General features: G+C 54.6%; 14 protein-coding genes and 1 riboswitch. Of the genes, 8 read left to right on the top strand and 6 right to left on the bottom strand.

Annotated elements, in window-relative coordinates; all coding sequences use genetic code 11:
* Window positions 1-176 precede the first annotated feature (176 nt).
* From LRM19_RS10405 to LRM19_RS10395, 3 genes are read left to right on the top strand one after another with little or no spacing between them, the layout of a single operon-like run.
* Window positions 177-1,454 (top strand): nucleoside permease, encoded by a 1,278-nt coding sequence (locus LRM19_RS10405; protein ID WP_127731644.1) that lies wholly within the window; start codon window positions 177-179, stop codon window positions 1,452-1,454.
* A complete protein-coding gene (locus LRM19_RS10400) occupies window positions 1,451-2,455 on the top strand; it encodes an ADP-ribosylglycohydrolase family protein (RefSeq protein WP_271368664.1) in 1,005 nt (334 codons plus the stop codon). Before LRM19_RS10405 ends, LRM19_RS10400 begins: the two co-directional genes overlap by 4 nt.
* Window positions 2,452-3,405: a PfkB family carbohydrate kinase gene (locus LRM19_RS10395; protein WP_115875816.1), complete on the top strand. Its 954-nt coding sequence runs from the start codon at window positions 2,452-2,454 to the stop codon at window positions 3,403-3,405. Before LRM19_RS10400 ends, LRM19_RS10395 begins: the two co-directional genes overlap by 4 nt.
* Here LRM19_RS10395 and LRM19_RS10390 read toward each other — a convergent pair.
* From LRM19_RS10390 to thiM, 3 genes are read right to left on the bottom strand one after another with little or no spacing between them, the layout of a single operon-like run.
* Window positions 3,379-4,125, bottom strand: a complete 747-nt coding sequence (locus LRM19_RS10390; protein WP_111965802.1) for a GntR family transcriptional regulator — start codon at window positions 4,123-4,125, stop codon at window positions 3,379-3,381. The two genes, LRM19_RS10395 and LRM19_RS10390, sit on opposite strands and share 27 nt — an antisense overlap.
* 42 nt (window positions 4,126-4,167) lie before the next feature.
* Window positions 4,168-4,968, bottom strand: coding sequence for a bifunctional hydroxymethylpyrimidine kinase/phosphomethylpyrimidine kinase (thiD, locus tag LRM19_RS10385; protein WP_115875817.1), 801 nt, complete (start codon window positions 4,966-4,968; stop codon window positions 4,168-4,170).
* The gene (gene thiM / locus LRM19_RS10380) at window positions 4,965-5,735 is read right to left on the bottom strand and encodes a hydroxyethylthiazole kinase (protein ID WP_271368663.1); all 771 of its coding nucleotides are present in this window, start codon (window positions 5,733-5,735) and stop codon (window positions 4,965-4,967) included. The genes thiD and thiM overlap by 4 nt, the downstream gene beginning before the upstream one ends.
* Window positions 5,736-5,770: 35 nt before the next feature.
* A riboswitch (TPP riboswitch) is annotated at window positions 5,771-5,867 on the bottom strand.
* A gap of 615 nt (window positions 5,868-6,482) precedes the next feature.
* Here thiM and LRM19_RS10375 point away from each other — a divergent pair.
* On the top strand, window positions 6,483-7,556 hold the full coding sequence (locus LRM19_RS10375; protein ID WP_271368662.1) for a YadA C-terminal domain-containing protein: 1,074 nt from the start codon (window positions 6,483-6,485) through the stop codon (window positions 7,554-7,556).
* Window positions 7,557-7,769: 213 nt separating this feature from the next.
* Window positions 7,770-8,231, top strand: a complete 462-nt coding sequence (locus tag LRM19_RS10370) for a hypothetical protein (RefSeq protein WP_271368661.1) — start codon at window positions 7,770-7,772, stop codon at window positions 8,229-8,231.
* Window positions 8,232-8,315: 84 nt separating this feature from the next.
* Here LRM19_RS10370 and LRM19_RS10365 read toward each other — a convergent pair whose 3' ends face one another.
* Window positions 8,316-9,749 carry a glycoside hydrolase family 32 protein gene (locus LRM19_RS10365; protein ID WP_271368660.1) on the bottom strand — a complete coding sequence of 478 codons (1,434 nt, stop codon included), beginning with the start codon at window positions 9,747-9,749 and terminating at the stop codon, window positions 8,316-8,318.
* 15 nt (window positions 9,750-9,764) lie between these two features.
* Complete coding sequence (locus LRM19_RS10360) at window positions 9,765-11,006, bottom strand: MFS transporter (protein WP_045355480.1); 1,242 nt, start codon at window positions 11,004-11,006, stop codon at window positions 9,765-9,767.
* A gap of 238 nt (window positions 11,007-11,244) precedes the next feature.
* Between LRM19_RS10360 and LRM19_RS10355 the strand changes: the two genes are divergently transcribed.
* The 3 genes from LRM19_RS10355 (at window position 11,245) to LRM19_RS10345 (ending at window position 15,447) form a co-directional block, all read left to right on the top strand.
* Window positions 11,245-12,252, top strand: coding sequence for a LacI family DNA-binding transcriptional regulator (locus LRM19_RS10355; protein ID WP_271368659.1), 1,008 nt, complete (start codon window positions 11,245-11,247; stop codon window positions 12,250-12,252).
* A gap of 333 nt (window positions 12,253-12,585) precedes the next feature.
* Window positions 12,586-13,962: a diaminobutyrate--2-oxoglutarate transaminase gene (locus LRM19_RS10350; RefSeq protein WP_047624397.1), complete on the top strand. Its 1,377-nt coding sequence runs from the start codon at window positions 12,586-12,588 to the stop codon at window positions 13,960-13,962.
* Between the two features lie 18 nt (window positions 13,963-13,980).
* Window positions 13,981-15,447 (top strand): pyridoxal phosphate-dependent decarboxylase family protein, encoded by a 1,467-nt coding sequence (locus LRM19_RS10345; protein ID WP_271368658.1) that lies wholly within the window; start codon window positions 13,981-13,983, stop codon window positions 15,445-15,447.
* Window positions 15,448-15,483: 36 nt separating this feature from the next.
* On the opposite strand, the gene LRM19_RS10340 is transcribed toward LRM19_RS10345, so the two are convergent.
* A complete protein-coding gene (locus LRM19_RS10340) occupies window positions 15,484-15,999 on the bottom strand; it encodes a protein disulfide oxidoreductase (RefSeq protein ID WP_271368657.1) in 516 nt (171 codons plus the stop codon).
* Window positions 16,000-16,066 lie beyond the last annotated feature (67 nt).

The following is a 16,066-nucleotide window of genomic DNA, read 5'->3' as shown; positions in this document are numbered from 1 at the left end:
TGGTACCGACTTAACGGATTTTCCACCCATTGCATTTTTTTTCAGCACAATCTGCTGGCTCGATTCGTGTACAACAAAACTGTTACATTGATCAAACAATCGCCACAAAGGTATTTAAAAGGTATTATTGAATGGTATGTTAAAGGCGCACCCTCTCTGACATGCAGGATTAAAAAATGAAAACGAAAGTCCAACTGTCATTCATGATGTTTGTTGAATGGTTTATCTGGGGCGCGTGGTTTGTGCCGCTGTGGCTGTGGCTGAGCAAAAGCGGTTTTACCGCGGGGGAAATCGGCTGGTCTTATGCCTGTACCGCCATTGCCGCTATCCTCTCCCCAATTCTGGTCGGATCGCTGACGGACCGCTTCTTCGCCGCGCAGAAAGTACTGGCGGTGCTGATGTTTGCCGGCGCGATTCTGATGTACTTCGCCGCACAGCAAACCCAGTTCAGCACCTTCTTCCCGCTGCTGCTGGTTTACTCCCTGACCTATATGCCCACCATCGCGCTGACCAACAGTATTGCCTTTGCCAACGTGGATGACGTCGAGGCCGATTTCCCGCGTATCCGCGTGATGGGCACTATCGGCTGGATCGCCTCCGGGCTGGCGTGCGGCTTCCTGCCGCAGATGCTGGGCTATAGCGATATTTCCGATACCAATATTCCGCTGCTGATGACGGCCGCCAGCTCCGCCCTGCTCGGCGTCTTTGCCCTCTTCCTGCCGAACACACCGCCGAAAAGTACCGGCAAGCTGGACTTCAAAGTGATGCTCGGGCTGGACGCGCTGATCCTGCTACGCGACAAAAACTTCCTCGTGTTCTTCTTCTGCTCGTTCCTGTTCGCCATGCCGCTGGCCTTCTACTACATCTTCGCCAACGGCTATCTCACCGAAGTGGGAATGAAAAACGCCACCGGCTGGATGACGCTCGGCCAGTTTTCTGAAATCTTCTTTATGCTCGCCCTGCCGTTCTTTACCAAACGCTTTGGTATTAAGAAGGTCTTACTGCTGGGTCTGATTACCGCCGCCATCCGCTACGGGTTCTTCGTATACGGCGGTGCGGAACAGTACTTCACCTACGCCCTACTGTTCCTCGGGATTCTGCTGCACGGCGTGAGCTACGACTTCTACTACGTCACCGCGTATATCTACGTGGATAAAAAAGCGCCGGTGCACATGCGCACCGCCGCGCAGGGCCTGATTACGCTGTGCTGCCAGGGCTTTGGTAGCCTGCTGGGTTACCGCCTGGGCGGCGTGATGATGGAAAAAATGTTCGCATACAAAGAGCCGGTGAATGGGCTGACCTTCAACTGGGCCGGAATGTGGACGTTTGGTGCAATCATGATTGCCGTGATTGCCGTGCTGTTTATGCTGTTTTTCCGCGAATCGGACAAAGAGATCGCCGCAATTGCGGTGGTTGATGGCGATACCGCGCTGACACAAGGGGAAGTTAAATGAAACAAGACCGTGTTCTCGGGGCCCTTTACGGGCAGGCGTTAGGGGATGCGATGGGCATGCCGTCGGAGCTGTGGCCGAGAAAGCGCGTAAAGTCGCACTTCGGCTGGATCGACCGCTTTTTACCCGGCCCGGCAGAGAATAATGCGGCCTGCTATTTCAAACAGGCAGAGTTTACCGACGATACCTCAATGGCGCTGTGCCTGGCCGATGCGATCGTTGAGTGCGACGGGGAGATTAACGCGGACGTTATCGGCAAGCATATTCTGCACTGGGCGCTCGATTTCGATGCGTTTAATAAGAACGTGCTCGGCCCGACCTCCAAAATCGCGCTTAACGCAATTCGTGACGGCAAGCCGGTCAGCGAGCTGGAAAACAACGGCGTGACCAACGGGGCGGCGATGCGCGCGTCCCCGCTGGGCTGCCTGCTTCCGGCCACGCGTCTGGAACACTTTGTTGAGCAGGTGGCGCTGGCCTCCAGCCCGACCCATAAATCGGACCTCGCCATTGCCGGCGCGGTGGTGATTGCGTGGGCGGTTTCCCGCGCCGTCGACGGCGAAAGCTGGCAGAACATCGTCGATGCTCTGCCGGGTATCGCCCGCTATGCGCAGGAGATGAAAACCACCACCTTCAGCGCGTCGCTGGCGGCACGTCTTGAGCTGGCGCTTAAGACCGTACGGGAAGCCAACGGCATCGACTCCGCCAGCGAGCAGATTTATCAGCTTGTCGGCGCAGGAACCAGCACCATTGAGTCCGTCCCGGCGGCCATTGCGATGGTCGAACTGGCGGAAACCGATCCGAACCGCTGCGCCATTTTATGCGCCAACCTGGGCGGCGATACGGACACCATTGGCGCAATGGCGACGGCCATCTGCGGCGCGCTCCACGGCGTCCAGGCAATTGACCCGGCGCTGAAGGCCGAGCTCGACGCCGTTAACCGGCTCGATTTCGGCCACTATTGCGAGAAACTGCTGCACTACCGGGAGCAAAGGGAGGGCGTATGAATGCATTTGCCCAACGTCTCGACACCCTGCACGCCACGCGCCCGGTGACGGTGCTGGGCGCAGCGGTGATAGACGTCATCGCCGACGCCTACGCCCTGCCCTGGCGCGGGTGCGATATCGAACTTAAGCAGCAGGGCGTGAATATCGGCGGGTGCGCGCTGAACATTGCCATCGCCCTGAAGCGGCTCGGCATTACGGCGCAAAACGCTCTGCCCGTCGGTCACGGCGTCTGGGCGGATATTATCCGCAACGCCATGGCGAAGCAGGATCTGCACAGCGCCGTGGAGGCCGATACGGGCGACAACGGCTGGTGCCTGGCGCTGGTTGAGCCTGACGGCGAACGTACCTTTATGTCCTTTAGCGGCGTGGAGAACCAGTGGCAGCAGCGCTGGCTGGATGCGCTTTACGTTCCGCAAAACAGTCTGGTTTATTTGTCCGGCTACCAGCTGGCATCGCCGTGCGGCGAGCTGCTGACACGCTGGCTGGAGGGATTACAGGACGTGACGGCATTGATCGATTTCGGCCCCCGCATCGCGGATATTCCCGACGCGCTGATGGAGCGGATTATGGCCTGCAGGCCAATCGTGTCGCTCAATCGTCAGGAAGCGGAACTTGCAGCTGAAAGATTAGGTGTGGAGTCTGAAAACCTGGGTGAAGTGTGGCAGCAACGCTTCGGCGCCGCGCTAATTGTGCGCCATGATAAAGACGGTGCTATGTGGTATGACGGTGACGCCTCGGGCGTTGTTCCGGCGTTCCCGGCGACGGTTGTGGACACCATTGGTGCTGGCGACAGCCACGCGGGCGGCACGCTGGCAGGGCTGGCAGCGGGATGGTCGCTGGCAGACGCCGTTCTGCTGGGGAATGCCGTGGCGTCCTGGGTGGTCAGCCACCGCGGCGGCGATTGCGCCCCGACTCGTGAGGAATTACTCCTCGCATACAAAGACGTATAGATCGCTGCGACAGTAGCTGATGCTGTACTCAATCGGACGGTGCTGCTGGTCAAGCGCAACCTGCTTGATCACCAGCACCGGTATTTTTTCATCCATCTTTATGTGCGCCTGAAACTCGCTGTCCGGCATGCGGGCGCTCACCCTTGAGCGGGTGCGCTGCGGGAAGATGTTCTGACTGCGGAAGTAGTCGTACAGCGAAATGCCAATTGCATCCGGATCGGGAATTAACCCGACCGGGACCCAGGACTCTTCAATCGACACCGCATCGTCATCCACATAGCGAATGCGCTTAAGTAAAAAAACCTCGCTGTCCGGGGAGATCGACAGGTGGTTAGCCACCTCTTCCGGGCATTTCACCACACGCTTGTTGACCCACAGCGTATTGGGCTTTTGGCCGCGCAGCACCACCTGCTGCGAGAACCCGCGCGCCTCTTTCAGCGAATATTCAAAGATGTTGTTGATTTGCGTGCCATATCCACGGGAACGCGTCACCACGCCCTCTTCCTCCAGCGCCTGCATTGCCTTTCGCACGGTAATGCGCGACACGCCGGTTAACTGGCTCAGATCGCGCTCGCCGGGCAAAATATTCCCGTGCTCCAGCATGCCGCTTCGCACCGCATTTTTTACCGTTTCGGCAAATTTCAGGTACAGCGGCGTGTTGTCCGGCGCGGCGATCCGTTCATTCAGTTGAGCGATTAACCGGGTATGCGCTTGTTCCATCTCTGTTTTCTCAGGCGTGGTGTTTCCTGCCAGTATACTGGGTTACCACCATGCATGAAAATGATGAACCGGCCCAATACCGTGACCGACTTCCAGAGTATCGGCTTTTGCCAGCGCCGCCGAGAGCCAGGCTTTCGCTTCGCTAACCGTATCGGCCCAGCCTTCATGCCGGGGACGCAGCGCCGCCAGCGCGGCGGAGAGCGTGCAGCCCGTGCCGTGGGTGTTTTTGGTCTGCACGCGCGGCGCGGTAAAACGTACTTCGCCATCGCGGGTAAAGAGCCAGTCCGGGCTTTCAGCGTCGTCAAGATGACCGCCCTTCATCAGCACCGCGCCGCAGCCCATCGCCAGCAGCGCGTTTCCCTGCGCTTTCATCTCGCGTTCCGTTTGCGCATGCGATGTGCCTAACAGCGCGGCGGCTTCCGGCAGATTGGGCGTGATAAGCGCCACCTGCGGCAGCAGTTTTGTACGCAGCGTCTCCACGGCGGAGGCCGAAAGCAGCGGGTCGCCGCTTTTTGCCAGCATGACGGTATCCAGCACCACGTTTTGCACCTGATAGCGTTTAAGCCGCTCGGCCACCGCTTCCACAATATCCGTCTCGGCCAGCATGCCGATCTTGGTGGTATCGATGCGCACGTCGCTGAACACAGAATCCAGCTGCGCGGCAACAAAATCTGGCTCAATACGGTAGACCGACTGCACGCCGCGCGTGTTTTGCGCCACCAGCGCGGTAATGACCGAGCAGCCGTACGCGCCAAGGGCCGAGAATGTTTTCAGGTCAGCCTGGATACCCGCGCCGCCGCTGGGATCGGTGCCGGCAATGGTCAGGGCGTTAATCCGCTTCATGCCTGCTCCTCCAGCGTATAGAGCACATCCAGGAACGCGCTGGCAAAACTGCCCGGGCCAAGGGAGTGCGTAACGGCTACCGTTCCGGCTCGCTTCATCCATCCGCAGACGGCTGCAATGTTATCCAGCCGGTCACCCGGCAGCGAACAGCTCGCCGCCACAACGGCAGAAAGCGCGCATCCGGTGCCTACCACGCGCGTCATCAGCGGATCGCCGCCGGTAACCGTTCGGGTACGTTGCCCGTCCGTGATGTAATCCACCTCGCCGGTGACGACCACAACGGCATTGGTCTGGCGGGCCAGCGCCTGTGCAGCGGGCACCGCGCTGGCGGCGGTATCGGTCGTATCAACGCCGCGCCCACCCGGGCTCATCCCGGCAAGAGCAAGGATTTCAGAGGCATTGCCGCGAATGGCCGCCGGTTTCAGGGCAAGAATTTGATGGCAAAAACGGGTGCGGAACGCCAGGGCGCCCACGGCAACCGGGTCCAGCGTCCAGGGCTTGCCTGCCGCCACCGCGCTCTCAATCGCCCGCCGCATCGACTGGGCCCGCGGCGCGGTCAGCGTGCCAACGTTGACCAGCAGCGCATCGGCGATCGCAGCAAACTGTTCAGCCTCTTCGGCCTCAATCACCATCGCGGGTGATGCGCCAAGCGCCAGCAGAACGTTGGCCGTAAAGGTCTGTACGACATCATTGGTCATACAATGGGTCAGCGGAGAACGGGTGCGGAAGTGATGTAAAACGTGTAAATCGAGCAGGTCAGGCTGCATGGGTTCGCTCCTGCCTTGCGTGAAGAAGCGATGACCGGGAAGGCATCTGACTTCCCTACGCTGGCATTATCCAGATCAGGTAATACGGGTATTTCTCAGCCTTCACAAGGAAGGGCACCCCGAGTCAAAATACTTTTAAAACAATGATTTATTGAAATCAATGTTCTCAATCAGTGTAACCGTGGCCACAGGTCAGGCGCAAGGGGTTTTGATTTATCACGGCAGCGATCGCGTTATGAATCTCCCTAAACACTTTTTCGCTAGCATCTTCAACATAAATATTTTCTCCTGGTATATCCCGGAACAAAAATGAGCTGAATTTATTTTCATTCGAAGCTGACGAAAGGTTCGATAATAAATAATCGGCAAAAACCCATAAATTTACATAAACTGTTATGTGTATTATTAACCAATTTTAATCAAAACACTTAAATACATTTAATGTATTGGTGTTTTATATCTAATTTGGCTCTCATCCATCATGAATCGCTATCTTATTGTATTATAAGATTATTAAGCCGAGCTTTTCTGGAACGGTTCGTTTTGCTATTCCTGCTATTTATGATTTAGATCAATAATCAAAATTACACATTCATAGATAGTTACTGCACGTTACGAAATAAGTTATCAAACCAAAATTTTCAACGTTAATAGTGAATTATTTCAGATATAACAAGACGTTGTATCTTCCCGCCAGGATAGCGCCCTTACTTTATTTTTTCTTGTAGTGATGATGAGAGCTTTAAAATGAAATATTTAAATACAGCAGCTATCGCTGTTTTTGGTTTTGTGTTTGCTGGTTCAATGAATACTGCAAATGCTGCGGAAGTAAACATAAACCTTGACGATAACGTCAATAATCCAGGTGCTCACATTCAAATTCAGGGCACCGATAAATCCGCCTATAACCTTGATAACATCGAGGGGAGTAACATTAAGCAAGACGGGCAAATCTATAACCTTCAGGGCGATATTGACAGAGCAAATACAGCTATTAATAAAGCACAAGATACAGCTAACACCGCTCAAGATGGCGTAAATGCTAACACTCAAGCTAACGCTATCCTTAATCAGAAAGTCGACGATTACAAAGCAGATCAGACAATCACTGATAACAAACAGAATATATTGATTGATAACACTAATAATAAAGCAGACGCGGCTTTACAAGGCGTTATTACTAACGGTCAAGCAATCATTGATACAAACACGAGAGTAGATAAAACTGACATCACCGCGACCAATGCGAACAACAAAGCAGACGCCAACACTCAAGCGCTAGCAAGTAAGGTCGATAAAAGCATTTTCAACGCCGATCAGGATAGACAAGATCAAGCACTTCAGGATGCCTCTGGCAAAGCGACTCAGGCATTTAATACGGGCGCTTATGCGCAATCTTTAGCTGTCGATGCACAAACGGTAGCCGCAGCGAATAAAGCTGCTGTTGCTACCGTTCAGTCACGCCAGCAAACACAGGAAGCGACGATTCAGAATCACAGCGCACAATTAGCGAATCATGAATCACGTATTACTGCGTTAGAGAGTCAAAATAACGCTAAGTTCTCTTCTCTGGAGAATCAGCAGAATGAGGATCGCAAGGAATATCGTGCTGGTATCGCTGGCGCTGCTTCTCTTGCTGGTTTGCATTACGTTGATACAGATAACGCGGTTGCCGTCGGTGCTGCCAACTTCAAAGATGCGCAAGGTTATGCAATCGGCTACCGTCATAAGTTCGCTGAGAATGTAGCTGCTACCCTCTCTACATCAGGTACATCCAACGGCAATGAAATTGTTGCGGCGTCCGCATCTTACGGATGGTAATGTTACAGTATTAAAATAAAATGCCAGTGAGCTAAAAAAATCGCCCATGAGTTTTAATCAGCTGGCTATAACTCAATACATTGCTGCTCGCAAAGAAAATGACAAAGTACATTTTTATCTCCGCTGTTTTGTATCTCACTTTTATTTTATTAGGGATATGGATCGGCTTGATGTTAGGCACCTATATTTATAGTTGTAATTACTGAGGCAATAATGAAAAAATTAATGATGATAGCGGCAGTATTATCTCTTGCTGCGTGTTCCTCACCAGCGCAACGGATGGCGGATTGTCAAAACAAGGGGGTGAGTAAAGATGCTTGTTATATTGCAGAGCAAAACCGCACTACAGCCATTAACGCTGCTGCAGAAAAACAGGCTTTGGAGAATGCTGCTCAACTTGCACAATCAGCACATAAGCCTTTTCCTGAAGGCTGCACTCAGGTTATGGATGCTGCGGGTCGTTGTGACAGCAAGCCTGCCAAAGAAAGCGGCGATGTTAAACAGTTTTCAGGTGAAGCGGATCACGTTATGAATAAGCCAATCTCTGATGCTGCTGAATATCTGCTTTCGAAAGGCTGGAAGCCAAATAAGGGTTTATGGCACAAGGGTAGCTATATTATGCAGCTGGTTGTCGAGAAAGAGAGAGTTGTAAACGCACAATTATCAAAAATGTGATCTTAGCACTACGCTCCCTCCTGATAAGATTTACATAGCCCCATTTGTATGGGGCTTTATTTTAGCTCATGACTAAATACAGATTTACTCTAACTGCCACGCCCCGCCATGAATAAGCGATGCTCCTCCCGTCCAGGCAAATAACGCCAGCTCGCGGCATTCGGCATCAGGATAAATACGGCTGCTGAGGCACGCCTCACCTTCGTTAACAAACACTTCCACCGAAGAGCAGTCAAAGAACAGGCGCAGGCTGAGCGCGTCGTTCAGGTTAAGCGCGACGCTTCGGGTACCGCACAGGCCATACTGTGGATAGTGTCGCTCCAGCACCAGGCGCTGCATCTGGGCATCAACATAGAGGCGTAGGCCGTCGCCGAGACGAATGCCGTATTGCTCCGCGCTGCTATTCGTGCAATCCCATTGCAGAATGACCTCCATCGCATCGCAGTGTTCCACCAGCGTCATCTGCTGGTTATTAAGTGTACTTATCGGCCAGGGGAACCACGCCCCGCGCAGGGCTTCAACTTCTCTGGCTGGCCGCATTTGCAGATGGTTATCCGCACTCAGCGTCAGCTCGCGCGGTAAAGAAAGCATACCCGCCCAGCCATCCTGCTGTTCCGGCAGGGGCGATTCCCACATGTCCAGCCAGCCGATAACAATGCGGCGGCCGTCAGGAGTCAGGAAACTTTGCGGCGCATAGAAATCATGCCCGCGATCCATCTCCACAAACTCACCTTCAGGCACAAAGGGCTGACCAGGCTGCCATTCACCTACCAGGTAGCCGCTCTGGAAAAGATTGCGATGATTAAATCCGTCTGCGGTGAGTCCCTGAGGTGAGAACATCAGCACGCGTTTACCGTTGAGGGTAAAAAAGTCCGGACATTCCCACATATAACCCATCTCTTTTTCAGCTACCGCGAGCACGCCCCTGTCCTGCCACTCGCGCAGATCGGCAGAGCGATAAACACGTACCTGACCCATATCACCCTCCCGCGCACCAACGACCATGTACCACCACGCCCCTTCACGCCATACCTTCGGATCGCGGAAGTGATGCAGCCCGGGCGGTGTATTAATGACTGTCCCGTGCCGCACAAACTGGATGCCGTCACGGCTGGTTGCCAGGCACTGAACCTGGTAGAGATTAGCCTCATCGCCAGGATCGCCGTAGAATTTGTGGCCGGTGTAGATCAGCGCCAGCGTGTCGCCATCCACCACCGCCGAGCCAGAAAAACAGCCGTCCTTGTCGTCTGGTCCTTCCGGTGCCAGCGCAACAGGGAGGTGCTCCCAGTGAACTAAATCCTTGCTGCGCGCATGGCCCCAGTGCATCGGCCCCCACTGGGTCGAATACGGATGATGCTGGTAAAACGCGTGATACCAGCCGTCAAACCACACCAGGCCATTAGGGTCGTTCATCCAGCCAGCTCGCGCAGCGAGGTGGTAACGGGGATACCAGCGCAGGTTAAGCCCTTCGCGTCTGGACTGAAGTTCCTGTTCTGCTTTCGTAATGGAATACGTCATTTCTCTACTCTTTGATCAGATGGTGGAAGGTTGCGGCATGAGCGGGTCAGAAGAGGACTTACCCGAGCGCAACAGGAAGATGGAGATAAACGTGGTGCTGAAGACCAGTAGCCCCATGATGAGATAGGACTGGGCAAAGCCGTATTTCTCATAGCTGTAACCTGCCAGCGGCGACAGCACCGAGGCAATCACCGAGCTTGTACAGGCAAAGCCCACCAGATAGAGGGTGGAAGAGAGTCGCTTATCAAAATGCAGGCTGTTGTATTTAAAGATGGAGACCAGCAAAACGGGCAGCTCAACCGCGTGCAATAGCTTGGTAATGGAGATCAACACCGGTCCCTCAACCAGACCCGATGCCACCATACGCATCGCCATCACCATTCCGGCGAAAATCAGGCCGTTTTTCGCACCGAGGCGATTCACCAGCCACGGGGCGCAAAACATGCCCGCCGCCTCAAGGAAAACCTGGAAGGAGTTGAGATAGCCGTACATGGCGTTTCCTTCCTGCAGCGTCGGGAACTGTGAGGAGAAATAGACCGGGAACTGCTGGTCGTAGACGCCATAAATACAGGTGCCGATAACAAAAAACACCAGCGCCCAGAACCGCGGTAGCGTCAGCAGGCGCAAGGCATCTTCCAGCGTGACCTTACCGCCGGATACCGCCTCCTGCATGGCGTGCGGGGCCGAAGAGACTCTTAGGCGCGCCAGCAAAACAAAAAACACCAGCCCGGCGCAGCTCGCGACAGCAAAGTTCAGCTTCGGGTTAATGTTAAACAGGAGCCCCGCAAAAAAGGTTGCCGCCGCCCAGCCCAGCGATCCCCACATCCTCGCCTTGCCGAACTCAAACTGGCTCTGGCGGGCCACGCGCTCGGTATAGGACTCCAGTACCCCTATTCCGCCGTTAAACGTCAGCCCGATATAAATCCCACCGAAAATACTGCCGAGTAACACGTTAATTTGCAGCAGATAACCAAACATCAGGAAGGCCGGGCCAGAAAGAATGAGCAGGCTGGTCAGAAACCAGAGCAGGTTTTTGCGCAGGCCGAGCTTGTCCTGAATGAAGCCGTAGCAGATTTGCGCGCACAGCGCGGAGACGGACAGCACAGCATAGATGACTCCCGTATCCCCTGCCTTTAACCCCACCTCCTGATGGAGCCAGATAGAGAGCAACGAGCCGGAAGATGACCATGTGACAAAAAAGAAAAACAGTAATGCGCTTAATAAAGGGTAGCTGTGAGAGTGATGCGTTTTCATCATGACATTCTCATATTGGAGTAATGACATTATGGTAACGTTAACATTTATGCTTTCTCATACGGTTTGGCGGAAATTTAAGATGTTAATCACGAAAGTTAACGTTAACATTGATAGAATGAGATCGCGATCAAATATTCATCACTGAATTAAATATGGCCTGGCCTGTGCATCAGCCTTCCTTTTACATCAGCGACTTAGTTGTATACCCTTTCCCGCAGAGCATTAACGGAGTAAGAAAATGGTTTCCCTGAAGGACGTCGCAAAGCTGGCTAACGTATCGCTGATGACGGTCTCCCGCGCGCTGAATAGCCCGGAGCGCCTTAAACCTGAAACGCTGGCGCGCGTTCAGCTGGCTATCGAGCAGACCAGCTACGTTCCTGACCTGTCCGCCAAGAAAATACGCGGCGCGCATGCCTCGCCTAAAACCATAGGCGTACTGGCGCTCGATACGGTGACGACGCCTTTTTCGGTGGAGATCACGCTGTCAATTGAAGAGACGGCCAGAATGCACGGCTGGAACAGCTTCGTGATGAATATGTTTACCGATGACAACCCGGACGCCATTGTCGACCTTCTTCTCTCTCATCGGCCTGACGGAATTATCTACACCACCATGGGGCTACGTCAGGTTCCTCTCCCGGCTAAACTCCTCACCCTTCCCTGCGTGCTGGCCAACTGCGAAAGTGACGGCGAAAAGGTTGCCAGCTATATTCCCGATGATGAACAGGGGCAATATACCGCCGTGCGGGCGTTACTCGCGCAGGGTTATCGACGCCCTCTCTGCCTGCATTTGCCTGCGGGGCATCTGGCCACAACCCGACGTCGTCAGGGGCTGGAACGTGCATGCCGTGAAGCGGGGCTCGATCCGGACGGCCTGGCGCACAGCTATATGGCACCCGGCGATGAGCACTACCGCGACATTCCGTCAGTGTTGCTGGCTCACATCCAGAATGGCATTCCCCGGTTTGACGCGGTTATCTGCGGCAACGATCGTATCGCGTTTATGGTGTACCAGACGCTGCTGGGGCAAGGGCTTCGCATACCGGCAGATGTCGCCGTTATCGGCTATGACAATATGGTTGGCATTGGGGAGCTGTTCCTTCCTCCTCTCACGACGGTACAACTGCCGCACTATGAAATTGGTCGCCTGAGCGCCCTGCATATTATTAACGGTGAAGAGCATCTGGAAACCACGCGCGTAGAAAGCCCATTTTTACTGCGTGATTCCGTTGCGCATGTAACGTAAGCCTGCTTTTTTGCCCATGACGCAAAAACAGGGAACGTCCCCCCTCTTTTTTGCCGTTCGATGGCACGTTTTGTCACACTCTTTTCTGTGTCTTTACACACCGGGTAAACGGGCCGTAACGCGCTGTTTTTATTTGGCATAAAATGCAATTTTCTTTTTAAAAATGGGGATATTTTCTCCCCACAGCCGCGTGTCACAAAACAGTAAACAAATTAACCATTGAGCCCCGTGGCAAAAGGCTCTATATTGGCGGCGTTTTTTTCAGGCCCCCATCTGTTTTTTAACTTTTTATTCAATCGTGGCTCATAACGAAGCGGCGGTTGTAGGAGTGATATGATGACGGATAAAGTCCGTATTGACACCGTAGATGCCCACAAAAGCAACGAAACCTATCTGGCCCGTCAGGCCGAGTTTGAATCTAACGTCAGGAGTTATCCGCGCAAACTGCCTTTAGCCATCACTAAAGCAGAAGGCGTGTGGATCACCGATGCAGATAATAAAGAATACCTTGACTGTTTAGCAGGCGCGGGGACCCTTGCGCTTGGCCATAACCATCCTGATGTGCTGAAAAGCATCCAAAATGTCATTACCAGCGGCTTGCCGTTACATACCCTGGATCTGACTACGCCTCTGAAAGACGCGTTTTCTGAATACCTGCTCTCTCTGCTGCCTGGTCAGGGCAAAGAGTACTGCCTGCAGTTCACCGGTCCATCCGGTGCTGACGCCGTTGAAGCGGCGCTGAAGCTGGCGAAAAAAGTGACCGGTCGTAGCGGTATCATCAGCTTCTCTGGTGGTTACCACGGCATGACTCACGGCGCACTGTCCGTGACCGGCAACCTGTCCCCGAAAGAAGCGGTTGACGGCATGATGCCAGAAGTGCAGTTCATGCCTTACCCGCACGAATACCGCTGCCCGCTGGGTATCGGTGGTGAAGCGGGCGTGAAAGCGCTGACTTACTACTTCGATAACCTGATCAACGACGTTGAAAGCGGCGTGCGTAAGCCTGCAGCTGTGATCCTGGAAGCGGTTCAGGGCGAAGGCGGCGTGAACCCGGCTCCGGCTGAGTGGCTGCAGCGCATCCGTAAAGTGACTCAGGAACACGGCATTCTGCTGATCCTCGACGAAGTTCAGGCTGGCTTTGCCCGTACCGGTAAATTCTTCGCCTTCGAACACGCTGGCATCGAGCCAGACATCATCGTGATGTCTAAAGCCGTCGGTGGCGGTCTGCCGCTGGCCGTGCTCGGCATCAAAAAGCAGTTCGACGCATGGGCCCCAGGTCACCACACCGGTACCTTCCGCGGCAACCAGCTGGCGATGGCAACCGGTCTGACGACGCTGAAAATCCTGAAAGACCAGAACATCGCAGGCAAAGTGGCTGCGCAAGGCGAATGGCTGAAAAGCCAGCTGAAAGAGATGGCGAAACGTTACCCGGTTATCGGCCACGTTCGCGGTCTGGGCATGATGATCGGTATTGAGATAGTTAAGCCACACGAAGCCGCAGACCACATGGGCTGCTTCCCGGGCGACGGCGAGCTGTCTGCACTGATTCAGAAGAAGTGCTTCGAAGCCGGTCTGATTCTGGAGCGCGGTGGTCGTAACGGTATCGTTCTGCGTCTGCTGCCGTCTCTGCTGATCAGCGATGAAGAGCTGAAGATCTTCCTGGATAAATTTGAGCAGGCACTGCTTGCTGCGGGCGTTCGCCCGGCGTAACCGGAGTTGTTGATTACGATGTCTGATTCAAACCCAATTTTGTTCTCCTCTGCGCAGAGCATTGAAGCTTACCAGCAGGCGATTGAACAAAGCACTCAGGCTGTGATGCAGTGGCTGAAACAGCCTGAGATGTACCAGGGCAAAACGGTCGCGGAACTGCGCGACCGTATTAAGCTGGATTTCAACCCGAAAGGGCTGGGCAACGAAGCGGCGATTGAACGCGCCGTGGAGTTCTTCCTGAAAGACAGCCTGTCCGTTCATCACCCGCAGTGTGTGGCGCACCTGCACTGCCCAAGCCTGGTCGTAAGCCAGGCGGCGGAAGTGCTGATCAACGCCACTAACCAGAGTATGGACTCCTGGGATCAAAGCCCGTCCGCAACCATCATTGAGATCAAACTGATCGAGTGGCTGCGTACCCGCGTGGGTTATCAGGGTGGCGACGCGGGTGTCTTCACCAGCGGCGGTACCCAGAGCAACCTGATGGGCCTGATGCTGGCGCGCGATGCGTTCTTTGCGCGTCAGGGTCATTCCGTTCAGCAGGACGGCCTGGTGGGCGATCTGCGTAAGATCCGCGTACTGTGCTCCGAGAACGCGCACTTCTCCGTGCAGAAAAACATGGCGCTGATGGGCCTGGGCTACCAGTCCGTGGTGCAGGTGAAAACGGACGAATTCTCCCGCATGGATCTGACCGATCTGGCGGCGAAAATTGAACAGTGCAATGCGAACGGCGAGCAGATTCTGGCGATCGTCGCGACGGCAGGTACCACCGATGCCGGTGCTATCGACCCGCTGCGCGCGATTGCAGAACTGGCTGCGAAGCAGAACATCTGGGTACACGTTGATGCAGCCTGGGGCGGCGCGCTGCTGATGTCTGAGCAGTATCGTCACTACCTTGACGGCATTGAGCTGGTGGATTCAGTGACCCTGGACTTCCACAAACAGTTCTTCCAGACCATCAGCTGCGGCGCGTTCCTGCTGAAAGAAGCGCGTCACTATGAGCTGATGCGCTATCAGGCGGCTTACCTGAACTCCGAGTTCGACGAAGAGGCGGGCGTGCCTAACCTGGTGTCCAAATCTCTGCAGACCACCCGTCGTTTCGACGCGCTGAAGCTGTGGATGAGCCTGGAAGCGCTGGGTCAGGAGCAATACGCGGCGATCATCGATCACGGCGTGACCCTGGCGCAGCAGGTTGCGGCCTACGTGAAAGCGCAGCCTGCGCTGGAACTGGTTATGCAGCCGCAGCTGGCAAGCGTTCTGTTCCGCTTCCGCGGTCAGGTGCAGACGGATGACGCGGGCATCGCCCTGCTGAACCAGAAAATTGGTGACGCGCTGCTGGAATCCGGCCGTGCGAACGTCGGTGTGACCGAGCATAACGGCGTGACCTGCCTGAAGCTGACGCTGCTGAACCCAACCGTGACGTTGGAAGATATCAAAATCCTGCTGTCTCTGGTTGAGCGCACTGCGCAGGAAGTTCTGGCTAAGTAATACAACACCCCTCTTCCGCCGGGAGAGGGGTTATTTTTACAGCCATGCCCACCACATCCTAAATTTCAATCCCCAGTAGCTCGTCCAGCCCGTTGTGGTACTCACCACGTTCCCCTTCGACACAACCACCAGCGTTGGCGTCACGCTCACCTGCCACGCCTGCGACAGCGCACCGTTTGCATCGTTAATCACCGGCATTTTCAGCTGTTTCTTTTCAACCCAGCGCGCAAGCTTTGCATTGTCACCAGAGCGCATGGCGATACTCACCACGTTCCCTCCCTCTTCTGCCAGTTGATTAACCGAGGGCGTCGTATAACGGCATATGCTGCACCAGGTCGCCCAGACGTAAATCAGCAGCGGGCGCTCCTGGCTGAGCGCCGCGATATCGTGAATGTTGCCGTCGATGCTCTGCATCGGTGTTGCGCTAAAACTGGCGGGGAGCATCGGTTTTCGGTATTGATCCACACCCCACACTACGGCCAGCGTCAGCAGAACGAGTATTATCCCTTCCCGCGCCCAGCGGCGCAGTCGATTGATTTTGCGGTTGTCCATTGTGACCTCGTGTTTTAACGGAGGTCATCTTAGCGGGCATTACACCACTATGCTGTAAAGAAGTGTC

The organism is Enterobacter sp. PI-10 (genome assembly GCF_027947695.1).
Classification (GTDB): Bacteria; Pseudomonadota; Gammaproteobacteria; order Enterobacterales; family Enterobacteriaceae; genus Enterobacter; species Enterobacter vonholyi.
Note: the sequence above shows the minus strand (reverse complement) of the source record. Positions and strands in the feature narration are given on the sequence as shown.